The organism is Enterobacter sp. EC_50, assembly GCF_019584525.1.
Classification (GTDB): Bacteria; Pseudomonadota; Gammaproteobacteria; order Enterobacterales; family Enterobacteriaceae; genus Enterobacter; species Enterobacter roggenkampii.
In genome coordinates this window covers 16378-38485 of sequence record NZ_VDAF01000021.1, presented here as the reverse complement: position 1 = coordinate 38485, position 22108 = coordinate 16378, and the positions used below count along the sequence as shown (strand labels likewise).

Sequence of the window (22108 nt, the reverse complement as noted above, 5' to 3'; positions counted from 1 at the left end):
ATGGAGCAAATGATGCAGTTCTCTAAAATGCATGGCCTTGGCAACGATTTTATGGTCGTCGACGCGGTAACGCAGAATGTGTTTTTCTCACCGGAACTGATCCGTCGTCTGGCGGATCGGCATCTGGGCGTGGGGTTCGATCAGCTGCTGGTGGTTGAGCCGCCGTACGATCCCGACCTCGATTTCCACTACCGTATTTTTAACGCGGACGGCAGCGAAGTGAACCAGTGCGGCAACGGCGCGCGCTGTTTCGCCCGCTTTGTCCGCCTGAAAGGGCTGACTAACAAGCGTGATATTCGCGTCAGTACAGCCAATGGTCGCATGGTGCTCAGCGTCACCGATGATGAGCTGGTGCGCGTGAACATGGGCGAGCCTAACTTCGAGCCTTCCGTCGTGCCGTTTCGCGCAAACAAAGCGGAAAAGACCTATATTATGCGGGCGGCCGAGCAGACAGTATTGTGCGGCGTCGTCTCAATGGGTAACCCACACTGCGTGATTCAGGTTGATGATGTGGATACCGCCGCGGTCGAAACGCTCGGCCCGGTGCTGGAAAGCCACGAACGTTTCCCGGAGCGCGCGAACATCGGTTTTATGCAGGTGGTGAAGCGCGAGCACATTCGTCTGCGGGTTTACGAGCGCGGTGCGGGCGAGACGCAGGCCTGCGGAAGCGGAGCCTGTGCGGCAGTGGCCGTGGGCATCTCCCAGGGGTTACTGGCTGAAGAGGTTCGCGTGGAATTACCGGGCGGTCGGCTTGATATCGCCTGGAAAGGACCGGGTCATCCACTGTATATGACGGGCCCGGCGGCACATGTCTATGACGGGTTTATCCATCTATGAAACAACCAGGGGAAGAACTGCAGGAAACAGTGACGGAACTGGACGACAGAGCTGTTGTTGATTATCTGCTGCGCAATCCTGAGTTTTTTATTCGCAATGCACGCGTCGTCGAAGAGATGCGCGTGCCGCATCCGGTTCGCGGAACCGTGTCGCTGGTGGAATGGCACATGGCGCGCGCGCGCAACCACATCAGCCAGCTTGAAGAGAACATGACGCTGCTGATGGAGCAGGCCAGCACCAATGAAAGCCTGTTCTATCGTCTGCTGCATCTGCAGGCGCGTCTGGCGTCGGCGCACAGTCTTGACGAGTTTCTCAGCCGCTTCCACCGCTGGGCCCGCGAGCTGGGGCTGGCGGGTGCAACGATTCGTCTTTTCCCTGACCGCTGGCGCATCGGCGCACCGTCGGGATTTACCCATCTGGCACTGAGCCGTCAGGCGTTTGAACCGCTGCGCATTCAGCGTCTGGGCCATGAGCACCACTATCTGGGGCCGCTTAACGGTCCTGAGCTGCTGGTGGTGTTACCGGAGGCCAAAGCGATTGGCTCGGTGGCGATGTCGCTGATGGGGCGCGATGGCGATCTGGGCGTCATCTTATTTACCAGCCGCGACGCGCATCACTATGAGCAGGGGCAAGCCACGCACCTGCTGCAGGAGATCGCCCTGATGCTGCCCGAGCTGCTGGAGCGCTGGATTGAGCGCGTATGACGGACGGACTGCTCGCCACTGACGTCTCGCGCTTTCTACGCTATCTCGGCGTGGAACGCCAGCTTAGCCCCATTACGCTGCTTAACTATCAGCGTCAGCTTGATGCCATCATGCAGATCGCCGACGAGATCGGCCTGAAAAGCTGGCAACAATGTGATGCTGCGACGGTACGCGGGTTTGTCGTGCGTAGCCGCAAAAAAAACCTCAGCCCGGCGAGCCTGGCGCTCAGGCTCTCTGCGCTGCGCAGCTTCTTCGACTGGCTGGTCAGCCAGGGCGGCATAAAAGCCAACCCGGCAAAAGGGATCGCCACGCCGAAAGCGCCGCGCCATCTGCCTAAAAATATTGACGTTGACGACGTAAACCGCCTGCTGGATATCGATCTGAACGATCCGCTGGCCGTCCGCGATCGCGCGATGCTGGAGGTGATGTACGGTGCCGGGCTGCGTCTGTCTGAACTCGTCAACCTCGACCTGAAGCATCTCGATCTGGAATCGGGCGAAGTGTGGGTAATGGGGAAGGGCAGCAAAGAGCGCCGCCTGCCGATTGGCCGCAATGCGGTTTCCTGGATTGAGCACTGGCTTGACCTGCGCGGGCTGTTTGGCACTGACGAAGATGCGCTGTTCCTGTCGAAACTCGGCAAGCGGATCTCGGCGCGTAACGTGCAGAAGCGCTTTGCGGAGTGGGGCATTAAGCAGGGGCTGAACAGCCACGTGCATCCCCACAAGCTGCGCCACTCCTTTGCAACACACATGCTTGAGTCGAGCGGCGATCTGCGCGGCGTGCAGGAACTGCTTGGCCACGCGAACCTGTCGACGACTCAAATTTATACCCACTTAGACTTCCAACACCTCGCCTCGGTGTATGACGCGGCGCATCCACGCGCCAAACGGGGGAAATAATGCGTTTTTACCGCCCACTCGGTCAGATCTCAGCCCTGACGTTTGACCTTGATGACACTCTTTATGACAACCGCGAGGTGATCCTGCGTACCGAGCAGGAGTCGCTGGCGTTTGTGCAGAACTATCATCCCGCGCTGAAGACGATGCAGAACAAGGACTTCCAGAAGCTGCGTCAGTCCCTGCGGGAGACCGAGCCGGACATTTACCACGACGTGACCGAATGGCGTCGTCGCGCGGTTGAGCAGGCGATGCTGAATGTAGGCCTGAGCGCGCAGGATGCCGCGATTGGGGCGGAAGCGGCCATGGAAAACTTCGCTAAATGGCGCAGCCGTATCGACGTGCCGCAGGAAACCCACGACACGCTGGCGACGCTTGCCGAAAAGTGGCCGCTGGTGGCCATCACCAACGGCAATGCCCAGCCGGAGCTGTTCGGCCTCAGCGATTACTTTGAATTCGTGCTGCGTGCGGGTCCTCACGGGCGCGCGAAGCCGTTCAGTGACATGTACCATCTGGCGGCGGATAAGCTTAACCTGCCGCTGGGTAAGATCCTGCACGTGGGGGATGACCTGACCACAGACGTGGCGGGCGCCATCCGCTGCGGCATGCAGGCCTGCTGGATCAAGCCGGAAAATGCTGACCTGATGATCGCCTCCGATAGCCGTCTTCTGCCGCACGTGGAAATTTCGCGGTTGGCATCCCTCACGACGCTGATATAATCACCAGTAATATTGTATAAATTACCAGGGTTTTGCAGTTGTAGGCCCGGTAAGCGAAGCGCCACCGGGCGTTTTGCTCTGTTCCTGAATACTATGTGACGGTGCCAATGGACGTTTCTTACCTGCTCGACAGCCTTAATGACAAACAGCGTGACGCGGTTGCCGCCTCGCGCACCAACCTGCTGGTGCTGGCTGGAGCGGGCAGTGGTAAGACGCGCGTGCTGGTTCACCGTATCGCCTGGCTGCAGAGCGTGGAAAACTGCTCGCCGTACTCCATCATGGCGGTCACGTTCACCAACAAGGCGGCGGCGGAGATGCGCCACCGCATCGCCCAGCTGATGGGCACCAGCCAAGGCGGCATGTGGGTTGGCACCTTCCACGGTCTGGCGCACCGCCTGCTGCGTGCGCACCACATGGACGCCAACCTGCCGCAGGATTTCCAGATCCTCGACAGCGAAGACCAGCTCCGTCTGCTGAAGCGCCTGATCAAGGCGATGAACCTCGACGAGAAGCAGTGGCCGCCGCGTCAGGCGATGTGGTACATCAACGGCCAGAAAGACGAAGGGCTGCGCCCGCACCACATTCAGAGCTTCGGCAACCCGGTCGAGCAGACCTGGCAGAACGTCTACAAGGCCTATCAGGAAGCGTGCGATCGCGCCGGCCTGGTGGATTTTGCCGAGCTGCTGCTGCGCGCCCACGAGCTGTGGCTCAACAAGCCGCACATCCTGCAGCACTACCGTGAACGCTTCACCAACATTCTGGTGGACGAATTCCAGGATACCAACAACATCCAGTACGCGTGGATCCGCCTGCTGGCCGGTGATACCGGCAAGGTGATGATCGTGGGCGATGACGATCAGTCCATCTACGGCTGGCGAGGCGCGCAGGTGGAAAACATTCAGCGCTTCCTTAACGACTTCCCCGGCGCCGAAACCATCCGTCTGGAGCAGAACTACCGCTCGACCAGCAATATCCTCAGCGCGGCCAACGCCCTGATTGAAAACAACAACGGGCGTCTGGGTAAAAAACTGTGGACCGACGGCGTCGACGGCGAACCGATTTCGATTTACTGCGCCTTCAACGAGCTCGACGAAGCGCGCTTCGTGGTCAACCGCATCAAAACCTGGCAGGACAACGGCGGCGCGCTGGAGCAGTGCGCCATTCTCTATCGCAGCAACGCCCAGTCGCGCGTGCTGGAAGAGGCGCTGCTGCAGGTGGGGATGCCGTACCGCATTTACGGCGGTATGCGCTTCTTCGAACGTCAGGAAATCAAAGATGCGCTCTCGTATCTGCGTCTGATTGCCAACCGTAACGACGACGCGGCGTTTGAACGCGTGGTCAACACGCCGACCCGCGGGATTGGCGACCGTACGCTGGACGTGGTGCGTCAGGCCTCGCGCGACCGTCAGCTGACGCTGTGGCAGGCGTGCCGCGAGCTGCTGCAGGAAAAGGCCCTTGCCGGACGCGCGGCCAGCGCCCTGCAGCGCTTCCTTGAACTGATTGACGCCCTGGCGCAGGAAACCGCCGACATGCCGCTGCACGTGCAGACCGACCGGGTGATTAAAGACTCCGGCCTGCGCACCATGTACGAGCAGGAAAAAGGCGAGAAGGGCCAGACCCGTATTGAGAACTTAGAGGAACTGGTCACGGCAACGCGCCAGTTCAGCTACAACGAAGAAGACGAGGACCTGATGCCGCTGCAGGCGTTCCTCTCCCACGCCGCGCTGGAAGCGGGCGAAGGGCAGGCGGACACCTGGCAGGATGCGGTTCAGCTCATGACGCTGCACTCCGCCAAAGGTCTGGAGTTCCCGCAGGTGTTTATCGTTGGCATGGAAGAGGGGATGTTCCCGAGCCAGATGTCGCTGGATGAAGGCGGACGTCTGGAAGAGGAACGCCGTCTGGCCTACGTGGGCGTGACGCGAGCGATGCAAAAGCTGACGCTGACCTACGCTGAAACCCGCCGTCTCTATGGTAAAGAGGTCTACCACCGTCCGTCGCGCTTTATCGGTGAACTGCCGGAAGAGTGTGTCGAAGAGGTACGTCTGCGGGCGAGCATCAGCCGTCCGGTCAGCCATCAGCGCATGGGCTCGCCGATAGCGGAAACCGACACCGGCTACAAGCTGGGCCAGCGCGTGCGCCATTCGAAGTTTGGCGAAGGCACCATTGTGAATCTGGAAGGCAGCGGCGAGCACAGCCGCCTGCAGGTGGCGTTCCAGGGGCAGGGGATCAAATGGCTGGTGGCCGCCTACGCGAAGCTGGAAACAGTCTAACTTTCAGAAAAATATCATTATTTTGTAATAATCTGCTAGCCTTATACGTTGAAGGTCAATTAATGCCCTTCAGCGTTTCGTTGCGTGTTGACGCCACAGTTATAGCTGGCGTAACATGCGCGCACGATTACGCTAAGAGGACATTCGCCTTGGACACACCCAGTAGATACTGGCTCAATTCCCTGTCATCCAGGAACAACTCCTAAGGCTATCTCCTCATGCTGATGGCCTTAGTGGTTGTCAGCGACTGCATTATTCCCGTCGCGCTGAGTCAGGCTGTTTAATGGTCTGAAACCCAATTTGTTTCTGTGTGCCCACCGAACTGTCCGATATTTTTTGCATTGGGAGTCCCGGTCATGTTGAGCGCATTTCAACTCGAAAATAACCGACTGACTCGGCTTGAAGCCGAAGAGTCACAGCCCCTCATTGATGCCGTATGGGTGGATCTGGTCGAGCCGGACGACGATGAGCGCCTTCGCGTACAATCTGAGCTGGGGCAAAGCCTGGCAACGCGCCCGGAACTGGAAGACATCGAAGCATCCGCCCGTTTTTTTGAAGACGAAGACGGCCTGCACATTCACTCCTTCTTCTTCTTCGAAGATGCCGAAGACCACGCGGGCAACTCCACCGTGGCGTTTACCATTCGCGACGGTCGTCTGTTTACCCTGCGCGAGCGTGAGCTACCGGCATTCCGCCTTTACCGCATGCGCGCCCGCAGCCAGGCGATGGTGGACGGCAACGCCTATGAGCTGCTGCTCGATCTGTTCGAGACCAAAATTGAACAGCTGGCGGATGAAATTGAAAACATCTACAGCGATCTGGAAAAGCTGAGCCGCGTGATCATGGAAGGCCATCAGGGCGATGAGTACGACGAAGCGCTCTCCACCCTGGCGGAGCTGGAAGATATCGGCTGGAAGGTGCGTTTGTGTCTGATGGATACCCAGCGCGCGCTGAACTTCCTGGTGCGCAAGGCGCGTCTGCCGGGCGGTCAGCTGGAGCAGGCGCGTGAGATCCTGCGCGATATCGAATCCCTGCTGCCGCACAACGAATCCCTGTTCCAGAAAGTGAACTTCCTGATGCAGGCGGCGATGGGCTTTATCAACATCGAGCAGAACCGCATCATTAAGATCTTCTCGGTGGTGTCCGTGGTGTTCCTGCCGCCGACGCTGGTGGCGTCCAGCTACGGGATGAACTTCGAGTTTATGCCGGAGCTGAAGTGGAGCTTTGGCTACCCGGGGGCGATTATCTTCATGATCCTCGCCGGGCTGGCGCCGTATCTGTACTTTAAGCGTCGTAACTGGCTTTGAGAATCCGCCCGGTGGCGCTACGCTTACCGGGCCTACAGATCTTGTAGGCCGGATAAGGCGCAGCCGCCATCCGGCAAAAAGGCCTACAGCCCTTTGCGCCCCCTGCGCTGGGTATAAATCGCATCCGCAACAAAGATCGCCAATGCCACCCAGATAAAGGCGAACGTCACCATCTTATCCGCACCCGGCACTTCGCCGTAAAACACCACTGCCAGCAGGAACATCAGCGTCGGGCCAATATACTGGAAGAAGCCCAGCGTGGAGAGACGCAGGCGCGTCGCTGCACCGGTGAAGCACAGCAGTGGAATGGTAGTTACCACGCCCGCCGCCATCAGCATCAGGTTCAGCGACCACGGATTGCTGCCCATGTGGCTGGTTGGGCTGTCGGCGATGCCGAAGAGATAAATCGCCGCCACCGGCAGCAGCCACAGGGTTTCAAACAGCATCCCCGTCTGCGCTTCCACCGCAATCTTCTTACGCACCAGGCCGTAGAAGGCAAAGCTGAACGCCAGACCGAGGGCGATAATCGGCAGCGAGCCGAACGTCCACAGCTGCACCAGCACGCCGCAGAAGGCCAGAATCACCGCCACCCACTGCATCCGGCGGAAGCGCTCACCGAGGAAAATCATCCCCAGCACGATGTTCACCAGCGGGTTAATGAAGTACCCCAGGCTCGCTTCGAGCATGTGATGGTTATTCACTGCCCAGATAAACAGCAGCCAGTTACCGCCAATCAGCACGGCAGAGAGCGCCAGCAGGAAGATCTTCTTCGGGGTCTGCAGCAGCGTTTTGACGCCCGACCACTGACGGCTGAGGCTCATCAGCGCAATCATAAAGAAAAACGACCAGATGACGCGGTGAGTGAGGATCTCGTCAGCCGGAACGTAGGAGATTAGCTTGAAGTACGCCGGGGCGATACCCCAAATAAAATAAGCGGCAAGGGCGAGTAAAACGCCCTGCCGCGTCTGTTTAGCATCCATCGGGAAAATCCGTTACAAAAAAGTGAATCAATTTTACCCGATTTTGCCGCCTCAACCCACCATATAAGTGGCGGTTGCGCTGGCGATATAAACCTGTTCTTCGTTGTGTAATTCCACGCGCGCCACGGCAACTTTATTCCCGGCGCGCAGCAGGCTGCTGGTACAGGTGAAGCGGTTTCCGCGCCCCGGGCGAAGATAGTCGACGCGCAAATCAATGGTGCCCATGCGCGCCAGACGCTGGCGAAGTTCGTCTTCGTTGATGGTGTCATGGCGCGTCAGCGTACTGCCCACGCAGACCAGTCCTGCCGCCACGTCCAGCGCGGAGGCAATCACGCCGCCGTGTAAAATACTTTGCGCCCAGTTCCCGACCATCATCGGCTGGTTATTGAAACTCAGCTGGGCAAAGTCTTTCTCGTAACGCTCCAGCTCCAGTCCCAGCGCACGGTTAAACGGCATATGGTAAACAAATATCTCGCCCACGAGTTTTAACACTTCTTCGGCGGTAAGCATGGCTGACATGAGGCATCACATCCTTATTGTTAACGAAATGTTGATTTTATGCCTCAGCAACAAGGAATGCTACTTTCAGAAACGAGGATGCAGCTGTTGTCTCAGAAGTCTGTAGAATGTTCGCCACATAACTATTCAGGTAATTTTACTCTTTTGCAGGAGAACACCACCGATGCGGACGTATCTGGCCTGGTTACTGGCGGCGATTTCGCTGCCCCTCACAGCCTATGCGCAGGAAGCGACAATTAAAGAGGTGCATGATAAGCCTGCCGTGCACGGTAGCATTATCGCGAACCTTCTTCAGGAGCATGACAATCCGTTCACGCTCTATCCGTACGACACCAACTACGTGATTTACACCCAGACCAGCGACCTCAACAAAGAGGCGATAAACTCCTATAACTGGTCTGATAATGCGCGTAAAGATGAGGTGAAGTTCCAGCTCAGCCTCGCGTTCCCGTTCTGGCGCGGCATTCTGGGGCCGAACTCGGTGCTCGGTGCGTCTTACACGCAGAAGTCCTGGTGGCAGCTCTCTAACAGCGGGGAATCCTCGCCGTTCCGCGAAACCAACTACGAGCCGCAGCTGTTCCTCGGCTTCGCAACGGATTATGAATTCGCCGGCTGGACGCTGCGTGACGTCGAAGTGGGCTTTAACCATGATTCTAACGGCCGTTCCGATCCGACTTCCCGTAGCTGGAACCGCGCCTATACGCGCCTGATGGCGCAGAACGGTAACTGGATGGTGGAGGTGAAGCCGTGGTATGTGGTCGGCAGCACTGATGACAACCCGGACATCACCAAATACATGGGCTACTACCAGCTCAAAGTCGGCTATCAGCTGGGCGATGCCGTACTGAGCGCGAAGGGGCAGTATAACTGGAATACCGGTTACGGCGGCGCGGAAGTGGGCTTAAGCTATCCTATGACGAAGCACGTTCGCATCTATACGCAGATCTACAGCGGTTACGGCGAGTCGCTTATCGATTACAACTTCAACCAGACCCGCGTCGGCGTGGGCGTGATGCTGAACGATATTCTCTAGGTTGCTCGAATGTTTTTGCGTTAAACGTTGAAGTTTCTCTCTCAGGCGCTGAAAATAGCGCCTGTTTTATTTTTCGCATATGGGGTTAATGTGGCGCAGGCGGAAGTATTGAATCAGGAGTCGCTGGCTAAACAGGTTTTGCATGAAACCTTTGGCTACCAGCAGTTCCGCCCTGGCCAGGAAACCATCATTGAAACGGTGCTGCAAGGCCGTGACTGCCTGGTGGTGATGCCGACCGGCGGCGGTAAGTCCCTCTGTTATCAGGTGCCCGCGCTGGTGCTTAACGGCCTGACGGTCGTGGTATCCCCGCTCATTTCGCTAATGAAAGACCAGGTTGACCAGCTGCTCGCCAACGGCGTCGCGGCGGGCTGTCTGAACTCGACGCAAACCCGGGAGCAGCAGCAAGAGGTGATGGCCGGGTGCCGCACCGGGCAGATCCGCCTGCTGTATATCGCGCCGGAACGCCTGATGCTGGATAACTTCCTCGACCATCTCGCGCACTGGAATCCGGTTCTGCTGGCGGTGGATGAAGCACACTGTATCTCCCAGTGGGGACACGATTTCCGCCCGGAATACGCCGCCCTCGGCCAGCTGCGTCAGCGCTTCCCCGAGCTGCCGTTTATGGCGCTTACCGCCACGGCGGATGACACCACGCGCCTGGATATCGTTCGCCTGCTGGGGCTGAACGACCCGTATATTCAGGTCAGCAGCTTCGACCGCCCGAATATCCGCTACATGCTGATGGAAAAATTCAAGCCGCTGGATCAGCTCCTGCGCTACGTCCAGGAGCAGCGCGGCAAGTCCGGCATCATCTACTGCAACAGCCGCGCAAAGGTGGAAGACACCGCTGCGCGTCTGCAAAATCGCGGCTTTAGCGCGGCGGCATACCATGCCGGGTTAGAGAACCACATCCGCGCCGACGTGCAGGAAAAATTCCAGCGCGACGACCTGCAAATCGTCGTCGCGACGGTGGCGTTCGGGATGGGGATCAACAAGCCCAACGTGCGCTTTGTGGTGCATTTCGACATTCCGCGCAATATTGAATCCTACTATCAGGAAACCGGTCGCGCCGGGCGTGACGGCCTGCCTGCGGAAGCGATGCTGTTTTACGATCCGGCCGATATGGCGTGGCTGCGCCGCTGTCTGGAAGAGAAGCCGCAGGGGCAGCTGCAGGATATCGAGCGCCACAAGCTCAACGCGATGGGCGCGTTTGCCGAAGCGCAAACCTGCCGTCGTCTGGTGCTGCTCAACTACTTTGGCGAAGGGCGACAGGAGCCGTGCGGTAACTGCGATATCTGCCTGGATCCGCCGAAACAGTACGATGGTCTGATGGACGCGCGTAAGGCACTCTCGACCATTTACCGCGTGAACCAGCGCTTCGGGATGGGCTACGTGGTGGAAGTGCTGCGCGGTGCCAACAACCAGCGTATCCGCGACATGGGCCACGACAAGCTGCCTGTCTACGGTATTGGCAAGGACCAGAGCCACGAGCACTGGGTCAGCATTATTCGCCAGCTGATTCACCTCGGCTTTGCCACGCAGAACATTGCTCAGCATTCCGCGCTACAGCTGACCGAAGCGGCGCGTCCGGTGCTGCGCGGTGACGTTGAACTGAAGCTCGCCGTGCCGCGTGTGGTCGCCCTCAAGCCGCGCGTGATGCAGAAATCCTACGGCGGCAACTACGACCGCAAGCTGTTCGCCAAACTGCGCAAGCTGCGTAAGGCCATCGCTGATGAAGAGAACATCCCTCCATACGTGGTGTTCAACGACGCGACGCTCATTGAGATGGCCGAGCAGATGCCGCTCAGCGCCAGCGAAATGCTCAGCGTCAACGGCGTCGGTACGCGCAAGCTGGAGCGCTTCGGTAAAGAGTTTATGGCGCTCATCCGTTCCCACGTTGATGGTGATGATGAGGAGTAGTCAGCCGGGCGAAAAAGTGCCAGGATGATGACTCACTGAATTATTTCCCCGCGAGCTAATTATGTTAATGCTATTTCTCACCGTGGCGTTAGTGCACATCGTTGCGCTGATGAGCCCGGGACCTGACTTTTTCTTCGTGTCGCAAACGGCCGTCAGCCGCTCCCGCAAGGAGGCGATGATGGGTGTGCTCGGTATCACCATGGGCGTAATGGTCTGGGCGGCGGTTGCGCTGCTCGGTCTGAACCTGATCCTGGCGAAGATGGCTTGGCTGCATAACATCATTATGGTCGGCGGCGGGCTGTACCTGTGCTGGATGGGCTACCAGATGCTGCGCGGGGCGCTGAAAAAAGAAGAGAAAAAACCGGAAGAGCCAAAGGTCGAGCTGGCAACGGGCGGCCGCAGCTTTGTAAAAGGGCTGCTGACCAACCTGGCGAACCCGAAAGCGATTATCTATTTCGGCTCCGTGTTCTCGCTGTTTGTGGGTGATAGCGTCGGTGCGGGCGCACGCTGGGGCATCTTCCTGCTGATCGTCGTTGAAACCTTTGCCTGGTTTACCATCGTGGCCAGTCTGTTCGCCTTACCGGCGATGCGCCGCGGCTACCAGCGTATTGCGAAGTGGATCGACGGCTTCGCCGGCGCGCTGTTCGCCGGCTTCGGCATTCATCTCATCATTTCTCGCTAAGCATGACGCGCTGACGCAAGCAGCGCGCCAACCAGCATAAACAGCGAACCAAAGACTTTATTCAGGGCCTTCATCTGCTTAGGCCCTTTAATCCACGCCGCAATCCGCTGCGCCAGCGTCGCGTAACCAATCATGACGATAATATCGACGATAATGGTGGTCGCGCCCAGCACTACATACTGCATCACCTGCGGCTGATGCGGCACGATAAACTGCGGGAACAGCGCGGCGAGGAAAACGATGCTCTTCGGGTTGGTCAGGTTGACGAAAACCGCACGCTTAAACAGATGACCGCGGTTTTGCGTCTGAGCGAGCGTATTCAGGTTAATGGAGCCTGCCGCGCGCCACTGCTGGATGCCGAGCCAAATCAGATAGGCCGCCCCGGCCCATTTCAGCACTTCAAAGGCCAGTACGGAGCGGGAGAACAGGGTGCCCAGACCAATCCCGACCAGCACGATATGAATGCCCAGCCCGGTCTGCAAACCGGCAATGGACGCCGCCGCGCCGCGATAGCCGTGGTTGATGGAGGTGGTCATGGTGTTAATGGCGCCCGAGCCCGGTGAAAGGCTAAGGATGATGGATGTCAGCAGGTAAGCGAACCACCACTCGAAGGTCATTTGAAACTCCCGAATTGTCTGTTTTTATGCCACAATACGCTATTGTTGAGTCATTTTGTGACCGGTTACGAAAAAACGATATTCCTTGGCTTAGGTGAGTAGAAACCCAATGTTTCAGCAGAAAAAGGACTGGGAAACACGAGAAAACGCATTTGCTGCTTTCTCCATGGGGCCGCTGACCGATTTCTGGCGCCAGCGTGAGGAAGATGAGTTTACGGGCGTCGGCGATATTCCAGTACGCTTTGTGCGTTTTCACGACAAGAAAAATGACCGGGTCATTGTGGTCTGCCCCGGACGTATTGAGAGCTACATCAAATACGCCGAACTGGCCTATGACCTGTTCCATCTGGGCTTCGATGTGCTGATTATCGATCACCGCGGGCAGGGGCTGTCAGGGCGCCTGTTATCGGATACCCATCGCGGCCACGTGGATAACTTCAGCGATTACGTCGACGATCTCGCCGCGTTCTGGCAGCAGGAGGTCGAGCCAGGCCCCTGGCGGAAGCGCTATATTCTGGCGCACTCAATGGGCGGTGCGATTTCAACGCTGTTTTTACAGCGCCACGCTCACCAGTGCGACGCCATTGCGCTCACCGCGCCGATGTATGGCATCATCATGCGCTTTCCTGACTGGATGGTACGCCATATTCTCGACTGGGCTGAGGGCCATCAGCGCATTCGGGAAGGCTATGCCATCGGGACGGGACGCTGGCGGGCGCTGCCGTTTGCGATGAACGTGCTGACGCACAGTCGCCAGCGCTATCGTCGTAACCTGCGTTTTTATGCCGATGAGCCCCGCCTGCGCGTGGGTGGCCCGACATATCACTGGGTACGGGAAGGTATCCTTGCCGGTGAGCAGGTGCTGGCTGGTGTCGACAACGACGACACGCCAACACTTCTGATTCAGGCGGAAGAAGAGCGTGTGGTGGATAACCGCATGCATGACCGCTATTGTGAACTGCGCGCTGCCGCCGGTCACCCTTGTGAAGGGGGAAAACCGCTGGTCATTAACGGCGCGTACCATGAGATCCTTTTTGAAAAGGACGCTATGCGCTCAGTCGCGCTCAACGCCATTGTTGAATTTTTCAACAGGCATAATTGATTTTTGTTTTCCACCAGAGGTTGAAATCCCTATGTACCAGGTTGTTGCATCTGATTTAGATGGCACGCTGCTTTCCCCTGACCACACCCTGTCGCCTTACGCGAAAGAGACCCTGAAGCTTCTGACCGCCCGTGGCGTGAACTTCGTATTTGCCACCGGCCGGCACCACGTCGACGTGGGGCAGATCCGCGATAATCTTGAGATCAAATCGTACATGATCACCTCCAACGGTGCGCGTGTGCACGATACCGACGGCAACCTGATCTTTACCCACAACCTGGATCGCGATATTGCCGCCGATCTGTTCGGCGTGGTGCACAACAACCCGGCTATCGTTACGAACGTTTACCGCGACGACGACTGGTTCATGAACCGCCACCGCCCGGATGAGATGCGTTTCTTCAAGGAAGCCGTATTCAACTACTCCCTGTACGAGCCAGGCCTGCTGGAGCCGGAGGGGATCAGCAAGGTGTTCTTCACCTGCGACAGCCACGAAGAGCTGCTGCCGCTGGAACAGGCGATCAACGCCCGCTGGGGCGATCGCGTCAACGTCAGCTTCTCAACCCTGACCTGTCTGGAAGTGATGGCGGGAGGCGTCTCCAAAGGGCACGCGCTGGAAGCGGTCGCGAAACGTCTGGGCTTCGAGCTGAAAGACTGTATCGCCTTTGGTGACGGCATGAACGATGCTGAAATGCTGTCGATGGCGGGTAAGGGCTGCATCATGCAGAACGCGCATCAGCGTCTGAAAGATCTGCACCCGGAGCTGGAGGTGATTGGTTCTAACGCTGACAACGCGGTACCGAAATACCTGCGCAAGCTGTTCCTTGAATAATCTTCATTCGGTTGTTTATTGCTCAGTTGTCAACTAAAGAGTTCGCTACAATGCCTGTCCTTCTTTCTGAGAGACAAGCATTGTGGCGCTACTCATTATCACCACTATCCTGTGGGCCTTCTCCTTTAGCCTGATTGGCGAATACCTTGCCGGTTCGGTCGACAGCTACTTCTCGGTGCTGATGCGCGTGGGGCTGGCGGCGCTGGTGTTCCTGCCGTTTCTGCGCACGCGCGGGCAGTCGCTGAAAACGATTGTGCTGTATATGCTGGTGGGGGCGATGCAGCTCGGCATCATGTACCTGTTCAGCTTCCGGGCTTACGTCTACCTGTCCGTCTCGGAATTCCTGCTGTTCACCGTGCTAACGCCGCTTTATATCACGCTAATCTACGATTTGCTCAGCAAGCGCCGCCTGCGTCGGGGATATCTGCTGAGTGCGGCGCTGGCGGTGATTGGCGCGGCAATTATTCGCTACGACAAAGTGAGCGATCACTTCTGGACCGGGCTGATGTTCGTCCAGCTCGCCAACATCAGCTTCGCCATCGGCATGGTGGGCTACAAACGCCTGATGGAAACCCGTCCGATGCCGCAGCATAACGCGTTTGCGTGGTTCTACATGGGGGCCGCGATCGTCGCGGTGGCGGCGTGGTTTATGCTGGGTAACCCGCAAAAGCTGCCTACCACCACCGTACAGTGGGGTGTTCTGGTCTGGCTGGGCGTCGTGGCTTCCGGGTTGGGGTACTTCATGTGGAACTACGGCGCGACGCAGGTCGACGCCGGTACGCTCGGGATCATGAACAACGTACATGTTCCTGCAGGGCTGCTGGTCAACCTTGCCATCTGGCAGCAACAGCCGCACTGGCCAAGCTTCCTTATTGGGGGAGCGGTGATCCTGGCTTCGCTGTGGGTCCATCGACGCTGGGTCGCTCCGCGCTCCGCACAAACGGAAGATGGTCGCACGCGTGGTTCCGCGCTGAGCGAATAAACGCCTCCGTAATCGGCTGACGCTGCTCGCCATCGCGCACGGCGGCGTACAGCCGGCTCCACAGTCCTTCACCCAGGGTTTTGGTGACCACCAGGCCCTGGCGTTCAAAACTCTCCACCACCCAGTGCGGCAGCGCCGCGATACCCATGCTGGCCGCCACCATCTGAATCAACAGCAAGGTGTTATCCACGCTTTTCAGCTGCGGGCTAATGCCAGCGGGCTGCAGGAAGTGGCGCCAGATATCCAGACGACTGCGCTGCACCGGGTAAATCAGCAGCGTTTCCGTTGCCAGGTCTTCCGGCGTGATGCGCGTTTTGGTCGCCAGCGGATGGTCCGGTGCCAGCACCAGGCGCACCTCATAATCAAACATCGGCGAATAGTGCAGGCCGCTGCGCGGCAGAATATCGGACGTCATCACCAGATCCAGCTCGCCCTGCTGCAGCGAGGGCTGCGGGTCGAACGTCACGCCGGATTTAAAGTCCATTTCCACCTGCGGCCACTTCTGGCGGAAGTTCTCAAGCGCGGGGGTCAGCCACTGAATACAGCTGTGGCACTCAATGGCGATACGCAGCGTGGTCTGCTGCGGTTCGTTACACGCCTGCAGCGCGCTGGCGATCTGCGGCAGAACCTGATTCGCCAGCTGAAGCAAAATTTCGCCCTGCGGCGTAAAGCGCAGCGGCTGGCTCTTACGCACAAAAAGACGGAAGCCGAGGCGTTGTTCCAGATCGCTGAACTGGTGAGAAAGGGCGGACTGGGTCTGGTGCAGCGTGGCCGCCGCTGCCGCGAGCGATCCGCAGTTCCGCAACGCTTGCAGCGTTTTCAGGTGTTTTATCTCGATCATGAAAGTCCTTCACTTCGCCATGAACATTTTGCGCTTGAGGAATATACAGTATCTGCCAATTATAGAAGTGTAAACATCTGGACGTCTAAATAACGAATTTCACAAGGGGCATACCATGACAATCCGCAATCACACTCTCGGTTTCCCTCGCGTTGGCCTGCGTCGCGAGCTGAAAAAAGCGCAAGAAAGCTACTGGGCGGGGAACGCCACCCGTGAAGAACTGCTGGCGGTGGGGCGCGAGCTGCGCGCCCGTCACTGGGAGCAGCAGAAGCAGGCGGGAATTGACCTGCTGCCGGTGGGCGATTTCGCCTGGTACGACCATGTTCTGACGACCAGCCTGCTGCTTGGCAACGTGCCGGCTCGTCATCAGAACAACGATGGATCGGTAGATATCGATACCCTGTTCCGCATCGGCCGTGGCCGTGCGCCAACGGGTGAGCCAGCGGCAGCGGCGGAAATGACCAAGTGGTTTAACACTAACTATCACTATATGGTGCCGGAGTTCGTAAAAGGTCAGCAGTTCAGGCTGACCTGGACGCAGCTTCTGGATGAAGTGGACGAAGCGCTGGCGTTGGGCCACCAGGTGAAACCCGTACTGTTGGGGCCGGTGACCTATCTGTGGTTGGGGAAAGTCAAAGGCGAGCCGTTTGACCGGCTCAGCCTGCTGAAGGACATTCTGCCGGTCTACAAACAGGTGCTGATTGAGCTGGGCAAACGTGGCATTCAGTGGGTGCAAATCGACGAGCCCGCGCTGGTGCTCGAACTGCCTCAGGTTTGGCTTGATGCTTTCAAACCGGCTTACGATGCACTCAACGGACAGGTGAAGCTGTTGCTTACCACCTACTTTGAAGGTGTGACGCCGAACCTCAGCACCATCACCAGATTGCCGGTGCAGGGGCTGCACGTTGACCTGGTGCATGGCAAAGATGACGTCGCAGAACTGCACAAGCGCCTGCCAGCAGACTGGCTGCTCTCCGCCGGTCTGGTCAACGGCCGTAACGTCTGGCGCGCCGATCTGACCGAGAAATACGCACAAATTAAAGACATCGTTGGCAAACGTGAGCTGTGGCTGGCCTCGTCCTGCTCGCTGCTGCACAGCCCGATCGATCTGAGCGTGGAAACCCGTCTCGACCCTGAAGTAAAAAGCTGGTTTGCCTTCGCCCTGCAAAAATGTGAAGAGCTGGCGCTGCTGCGCGATGCGCTGAACAGCGGCGACACGGCGGCGATTAACGCATGGAGCGCGCCGATCCAGGCACGTCGTCACTCGGCGCGCGTGCATAACCCGGCAGTGGAAAAACGCCTGGCGGCCATCACCGCCCGGGACAGCCAGCGTCAGAGCCCGTATGAAGTCCGTGCCGAAGCCCAGCGCGCCCGGTTCAACCTGCCCGCGTGGCCAACCACCACTATCGGTTCCTTCCCGCAGACCACCGAAATCCGCGGCCTGCGTCTGGACTTCAAAAAGGGGAATCTGGATGCGAATCACTACCGCACCGGGATTGCCGAACACATCAAGCAGGCGATTATCGAGCAGGAGCGGCTGGGGCTGGACGTTCTGGTGCACGGCGAGGCCGAGCGTAACGACATGGTGGAATACTTCGGTGAACACCTGGACGGGTTCGTCTTTACCCAGAACGGCTGGGTACAAAGCTATGGCTCCCGCTGCGTGAAGCCGCCGGTGGTCATCGGTGACGTCAGCCGTCCGGAGCCGATCACGGTTGAGTGGGCGAAGTACGCCCAGTCCCTGACCGACAAGCCGGTAAAAGGCATGCTCACCGGTCCGGTGACCATCCTTTGCTGGTCCTTCCCGCGTGAGGACGTGACCCGCGAGACCATCGCGAAGCAAATCGCGCTGGCGCTGCGTGATGAAGTGGCGGATCTGGAAGCTGCAGGCATAGGCATCATCCAGATTGACGAACCGGCCCTGCGCGAAGGTCTGCCGCTGCGCCGCAGCGACTGGGATGCCTACCTGAAGTGGGGCGTGGAGGCATTCCGCATCAACGCCGCGGTGGCGAAGGACGACACCCAGATCCACACCCACATGTGTTACTGCGAATTCAACGACATCATGGATTCGATTGCCGCGCTGGACGCTGACGTGATCACCATCGAGACCTCGCGTTCAGACATGGAGCTGCTGGAGTCGTTTGAAGAATTCGACTACCCGAACGAAATCGGTCCGGGGGTGTACGACATCCACTCTCCGAACGTGCCGAGCGTGGAATGGATTGAGTCGCTGCTGAAAAAAGCGGCCCAGCGCATTCCGGCAGAGCGTCTGTGGGTGAACCCGGACTGCGGCCTGAAAACTCGCGGCTGGCCGGAGACGCGTGCCGCGCTGGCGAACATGGTGAAGGCGGCGCAAAACTTGCGTCAGGCTTGATGATGCGTAGGCCCGGTAAGGCGTAGACGCCACCGGGCTTTTTTTTACGCTTTTTTACCGCCGTACTGGCTGAACCACGCCAGCATTCTCTGCCAGCCGTCTTTGGCTGATTCCGCGTGATAGCTCGGACGATAATCCGCGTTAAACGCGTGCCCGGCATCCGGATACACCACGATCTCCGCCTTCGCATTGGCCGCACGGAGCGCATGGCGCATGGTCTCTACCGAATCCAGCGAAATACCGGTGTCCTGACCGCCATACAGCCCTAATACGGGGGCATTCAGCTCCGTGGCGATATCCACGGGATGTTTCGGTGAATTGAGTGTTTTTTCACCTACCAGTTTACCGTACCAGGCCACAGCGGCTTTAAGCTGCGGGTTATGCGCGGCATACAGCCAGCTGATGCGTCCGCCCCAGCAGAAACCGGTGACCAGCAGACGATGGGGATCGCCCCCGTTGCGCGCCGCCCAGCTGGCGACGTGGTCGAGATCGGCCAGCACCTGCGCGTCCGGGACTTTGCTGACCAGGTTGCTGAGCAAGGTGGGAATATCGCTGTAATCGTTCGGATCGCCCTGGCGAAAGTAGAGCTCTGGCGCAACGGCCAGATAGCCTTCCAGCGCCAGCCGGCGGCAGAGGTCGCGAATGTGTTCGTGAACGCCGAAAATTTCCTGAACCACGATCACGATGGGCAGCGGACCGTCTGCCGATTTTGGTCGGGCGTGGTAAGCAGGCATATTCTCTCCCTGCGAGGGAATAGAGGTCTCACCCGCCGTGATGGCCTCTTCAGACGTTGAGACGATGGTTGAGGCATGCGGGGCCGCAGCAGGTGCAAAACCGGTTTTTTCAGTCATGGCATTCTCCGTACCAATGAGTTAGCGCAAAGGTAAATATAGTCACCAGGTTAACAACTCACAGTGCCTTAAACGGTCTATCTTTTGTGCAGCACCTGACGATATAACTTGTTAATGTGATGTAAATCACTTTTTTATGGAAATTCAATGCAATCATTTTCATTCATGGTGAGATGTGTCACGAAATTATGCTTTCCGCTTCTGTAAAGTACCGTTTTACTTCTTCTGACTAACCGACCCACAGAGGAGTCACCTATGTCTAAGTCTGATGTTTTTCATCTCGGCCTCACTAAAAACGATTTACAAGGGGCTACGCTCGCTATCGTCCCTGGCGATCCGGAGCGTGTGGAAAAGATCGCCGCGCTGATGGATAAGCCGGTTAAGCTGGCAGCCCATCGTGAATTCACCACCTGGCGCGCAGAGCTGGATGGTAAAGCCGTGATCGTGTGTTCTACCGGTATCGGTGGCCCGTCTACGTCTATTGCTGTTGAAGAGCTGGCACAGCTGGGCATTCGTACTTTCCTGCGTATCGGTACGACCGGCGCTATTCAGCCGCACATCAACGTGGGCGACGTGCTGGTCACGACCGCGTCCGTGCGTCTGGATGGCGCAAGCCTGCACTTTGCGCCGATGGAATTCCCGGCAGTAGCAGACTTTGAATGTACCACCGCGCTGGTTGAAGCCGCGAAATCCGTTGGCGCGACCACTCACGTGGGTGTAACCGCTTCGTCGGATACCTTCTATCCCGGTCAGGAGCGTTACGACACCTTCTCTGGCCGCGTGGTAAGCCGCTTCAAAGGCTCTATGGAAGAGTGGCAGTCCATGGGCGTGATGAACTACGAAATGGAATCCGCCACGCTGCTGACCATGTGCGCAAGCCAGGGCCTGCGTGCCGGTATGGTGGCGGGCGTTATCGTCAACCGTACTCAGCAGGAGATCCCGAACGCTGAAACCATGAAGCAGACCGAAAGTCATGCGGTGAAAATCGTGGTTGAAGCCGCGCGTCGCCTGATCTAATCCTCTCCTTTCGAAATCAAAGGCCGACACGTTCGGCCTTTATTTTTTGCGTAGCGCCTCGCAGGAAAACCCTTTCAAACTGGACGTTTATACAGCACAATCTTATTTTGTGCGGGTAATACGTTGATGCAGGGGGCATTGTGGATATCTCAGTCCTGATTTATGCGGTGATTGCGCTGGCGGGCGTGGCGATAGGCTGGCTCATTTCCAGCTATCAGCATGCACAGCAGAAGGCCGATCAGTTGGCTGAACGCGAAGAGATCGTCGCCGAATTAAGCGCGGCAAAGCAGCAGCTTGCGCTGAGTGATCACTGGCGAGAGGAGTGCGAGTTACTCAACAACGAGCTGCGCAACCTGAGAGATATCAACACCTCGCTGGAGGCCGATCTCCGCGAAGTGACCACCCGTCTGGAATCCACTCAACTGCATGCGGAAGATAAAATCCGCCAGATGATCAACAGCGAGCAGCGCCTCAGCGAACAGTTTGAAAACCTCGCGAACCGTATTTTTGAGCACAGCAACCGCCGCGTTGACGAGCAGAACCGCCAGAGCCTGAACAGCCTGCTGACGCCCCTGCGTGAACAGCTGGACGGCTTCCGCCGCCAGGTACAGGACAGCTTTGGTCAGGAAGCCCGAGAGCGGCACACCCTGGCGCATGAAATCCGCAATCTCCAGCAGCTGAATGCCCAGATGGCGCAGGAGGCGGTCAACCTCACCCGCGCGCTTAAAGGGGATAACAAAACCCAGGGCAACTGGGGAGAAGTGGTGCTGACCCGCGTCCTGGAAGCCTCTGGCCTGCGGGAAGGGTATGAATACGAAACGCAGGTGAGTATCGAGAACGATGCCCGCTCGCGAATGCAGCCGGATGTGATTGTGCGGCTGCCGCAGGGCAAAGATGTGGTGATTGACGCCAAAATGACGCTGGTGGCGTATGAGCGTTACTTCAATGCGGAGGATGACTACACCCGAGAATCGGCGCTGCAGGAGCACATTGCCTCGGTGCGTAATCATATTCGCCTGCTCGGCAGGAAAGACTATCAGCAGCTACCGGGGCTGCGCTCGCTGGACTATGTCCTGATGTTTATTCCGGTAGAGCCCGCGTTTCTGCTGGCACTCGACAGGCAGCCTGAACTCATCACCGAAGCGCTCAAAAATAATATTATGCTGGTCAGCCCCACCACGCTGCTGGTGGCCTTACGCACCATTGCGAACCTGTGGCGCTACGAGCACCAGAGCCGCAACGCGCAGCAGATTGCCGACCGCGCCAGCAAGCTGTACGACAAAATGCGCCTCTTCGTGGACGACATGTCCTCAGTCGGGCAGAGCCTGGACCGCGCGCAGGATAACTACCGTCAGGCGATGAAAAAACTCGCCTCAGGACGTGGCAATCTTCTGGCGCAGGCCGAATCATTCCGAAGCCTGGGGGTTGAGGTGAAACGCGAGATTAATCCGGAATTGGTTGAACAGGCTACCGCCCAGGATGACGAGTTTCGCCTGCGTGAAGGGGCAGAAGAACAAAAGACAAACAGCGAAGACAATGCGTTAGCGGTGGATTTATCACCAGACGAGACTCCGGCGCGTTTCTTTCACGGTGGTTGAAACGTAGGGCAATTGCGCCCAATC

The 22108-nt window shown here is 58.0% G+C and carries 21 protein-coding genes; 16 read left to right on the top strand and 5 right to left on the bottom strand.

The features are described 5' to 3' along the window. Positions 1 to 12: 12 nt before the first annotated feature. From dapF to corA, 7 genes are all read left to right on the top strand, one after another. Positions 13 to 837, top strand: coding sequence for a diaminopimelate epimerase (dapF, locus tag FHC48_RS17330; protein WP_059364996.1), 825 nt, complete (start codon positions 13 to 15; stop codon positions 835 to 837). After that, complete coding sequence (locus FHC48_RS17325) at positions 834 to 1541, top strand: DUF484 domain-containing protein (RefSeq protein WP_008501544.1); 708 nt, start codon at positions 834 to 836, stop codon at positions 1539 to 1541. Before dapF ends, FHC48_RS17325 begins: the two co-directional genes overlap by 4 nt. Further along, positions 1538 to 2440: a tyrosine recombinase XerC gene (xerC, locus tag FHC48_RS17320; RefSeq protein WP_059359201.1), complete on the top strand. Its 903-nt coding sequence runs from the start codon at positions 1538 to 1540 to the stop codon at positions 2438 to 2440. Before FHC48_RS17325 ends, xerC begins: the two co-directional genes overlap by 4 nt. Continuing rightward, entirely contained in the window at positions 2440 to 3156 is a 717-nt protein-coding gene (gene yigB / locus FHC48_RS17315) for a 5-amino-6-(5-phospho-D-ribitylamino)uracil phosphatase YigB (RefSeq protein ID WP_023293565.1), read from the top strand. Before xerC ends, yigB begins: the two co-directional genes overlap by 1 nt. 107 nt (positions 3157 to 3263) lie before the next feature. Then, complete coding sequence (gene uvrD, locus FHC48_RS17310; RefSeq protein WP_021242849.1) at positions 3264 to 5426, top strand: DNA helicase II; 2163 nt, start codon at positions 3264 to 3266, stop codon at positions 5424 to 5426. A gap of 149 nt (positions 5427 to 5575) precedes the next feature. Beyond that, positions 5576 to 5632, top strand: a complete 57-nt coding sequence (gene ysgD / locus FHC48_RS17305; RefSeq protein ID WP_212743980.1) for a YsgD/CorL family protein — start codon at positions 5576 to 5578, stop codon at positions 5630 to 5632. Positions 5633 to 5782: 150 nt separating this feature from the next. Beyond that, positions 5783 to 6733, top strand: a complete 951-nt coding sequence (corA, locus tag FHC48_RS17300; RefSeq protein ID WP_008501540.1) for a magnesium/cobalt transporter CorA — start codon at positions 5783 to 5785, stop codon at positions 6731 to 6733. 83 nt (positions 6734 to 6816) lie between these two features. Here the strand turns inward: corA and rarD are convergent, their stop codons facing one another. Further along, entirely contained in the window at positions 6817 to 7713 is an 897-nt protein-coding gene (gene rarD / locus FHC48_RS17295; protein ID WP_059364999.1) for an EamA family transporter RarD, read from the bottom strand. A gap of 51 nt (positions 7714 to 7764) precedes the next feature. Next, positions 7765 to 8232 (bottom strand): acyl-CoA thioesterase YigI, encoded by a 468-nt coding sequence (gene yigI, locus FHC48_RS17290; RefSeq protein WP_008501538.1) that lies wholly within the window; start codon positions 8230 to 8232, stop codon positions 7765 to 7767. A gap of 163 nt (positions 8233 to 8395) precedes the next feature. Between yigI and pldA the strand changes: the two genes are divergently transcribed. The 3 genes from pldA (at position 8396) to rhtC (ending at position 11867) form a co-directional block, all read left to right on the top strand. After that, complete coding sequence (pldA, locus tag FHC48_RS17285; RefSeq protein ID WP_059365001.1) at positions 8396 to 9265, top strand: phospholipase A; 870 nt, start codon at positions 8396 to 8398, stop codon at positions 9263 to 9265. Positions 9266 to 9355: 90 nt separating this feature from the next. Continuing rightward, positions 9356 to 11185 (top strand): ATP-dependent DNA helicase RecQ, encoded by a 1830-nt coding sequence (recQ, locus tag FHC48_RS17280; protein ID WP_059365003.1) that lies wholly within the window; start codon positions 9356 to 9358, stop codon positions 11183 to 11185. Between the two features lie 61 nt (positions 11186 to 11246). Further along, positions 11247 to 11867: a threonine export protein RhtC gene (gene rhtC / locus FHC48_RS17275; protein ID WP_010426287.1), complete on the top strand. Its 621-nt coding sequence runs from the start codon at positions 11247 to 11249 to the stop codon at positions 11865 to 11867. Here rhtC and rhtB read toward each other — a convergent pair. Continuing rightward, a complete protein-coding gene (rhtB, locus tag FHC48_RS17270; protein ID WP_008501533.1) occupies positions 11864 to 12484 on the bottom strand; it encodes a homoserine/homoserine lactone efflux protein in 621 nt (206 codons plus the stop codon). The two genes, rhtC and rhtB, sit on opposite strands and share 4 nt — an antisense overlap. A gap of 109 nt (positions 12485 to 12593) precedes the next feature. Here rhtB and pldB point away from each other — a divergent pair, with 109 nt between their 5' ends. The 3 genes from pldB to FHC48_RS17255 all read left to right on the top strand — a co-directional run bounded on the left by pldB (position 12594) and on the right by FHC48_RS17255 (position 15400). Beyond that, positions 12594 to 13586, top strand: a complete 993-nt coding sequence (gene pldB, locus FHC48_RS17265) for a lysophospholipase L2 (RefSeq protein ID WP_059364965.1) — start codon at positions 12594 to 12596, stop codon at positions 13584 to 13586. A 31-nt stretch (positions 13587 to 13617) separates the two neighbouring features. Continuing rightward, on the top strand, positions 13618 to 14418 hold the full coding sequence (gene yigL / locus FHC48_RS17260) for a sugar/pyridoxal phosphate phosphatase YigL (protein WP_021242854.1): 801 nt from the start codon (positions 13618 to 13620) through the stop codon (positions 14416 to 14418). An 82-nt stretch (positions 14419 to 14500) separates the two neighbouring features. Further along, positions 14501 to 15400 (top strand): carboxylate/amino acid/amine transporter, encoded by a 900-nt coding sequence (locus FHC48_RS17255; protein WP_059364963.1) that lies wholly within the window; start codon positions 14501 to 14503, stop codon positions 15398 to 15400. On the opposite strand, the gene metR is transcribed toward FHC48_RS17255, so the two are convergent. Then, a complete protein-coding gene (gene metR / locus FHC48_RS17250) occupies positions 15288 to 16241 on the bottom strand; it encodes an HTH-type transcriptional regulator MetR (RefSeq protein ID WP_008501529.1) in 954 nt (317 codons plus the stop codon). The genes FHC48_RS17255 and metR overlap by 113 nt on opposite strands. Positions 16242 to 16356: 115 nt before the next feature. Between metR and metE the strand changes: the two genes are divergently transcribed. Continuing rightward, entirely contained in the window at positions 16357 to 18618 is a 2262-nt protein-coding gene (gene metE / locus FHC48_RS17245; RefSeq protein ID WP_059364962.1) for a 5-methyltetrahydropteroyltriglutamate--homocysteine S-methyltransferase, read from the top strand. Between the two features lie 44 nt (positions 18619 to 18662). On the opposite strand, the gene FHC48_RS17240 is transcribed toward metE, so the two are convergent. Continuing rightward, entirely contained in the window at positions 18663 to 19469 is an 807-nt protein-coding gene (locus FHC48_RS17240) for a dienelactone hydrolase family protein (protein WP_021242857.1), read from the bottom strand. Positions 19470 to 19724: 255 nt separating this feature from the next. Between FHC48_RS17240 and udp the strand changes: the two genes are divergently transcribed. Together udp and rmuC are read left to right on the top strand one after the other, a co-directional pair. After that, positions 19725 to 20486, top strand: coding sequence for a uridine phosphorylase (gene udp, locus FHC48_RS17235; RefSeq protein ID WP_003860792.1), 762 nt, complete (start codon positions 19725 to 19727; stop codon positions 20484 to 20486). A gap of 140 nt (positions 20487 to 20626) precedes the next feature. Beyond that, positions 20627 to 22084: a DNA recombination protein RmuC gene (gene rmuC, locus FHC48_RS17230; protein WP_025910449.1), complete on the top strand. Its 1458-nt coding sequence runs from the start codon at positions 20627 to 20629 to the stop codon at positions 22082 to 22084. Positions 22085 to 22108: the final 24 nt, after the last annotated feature.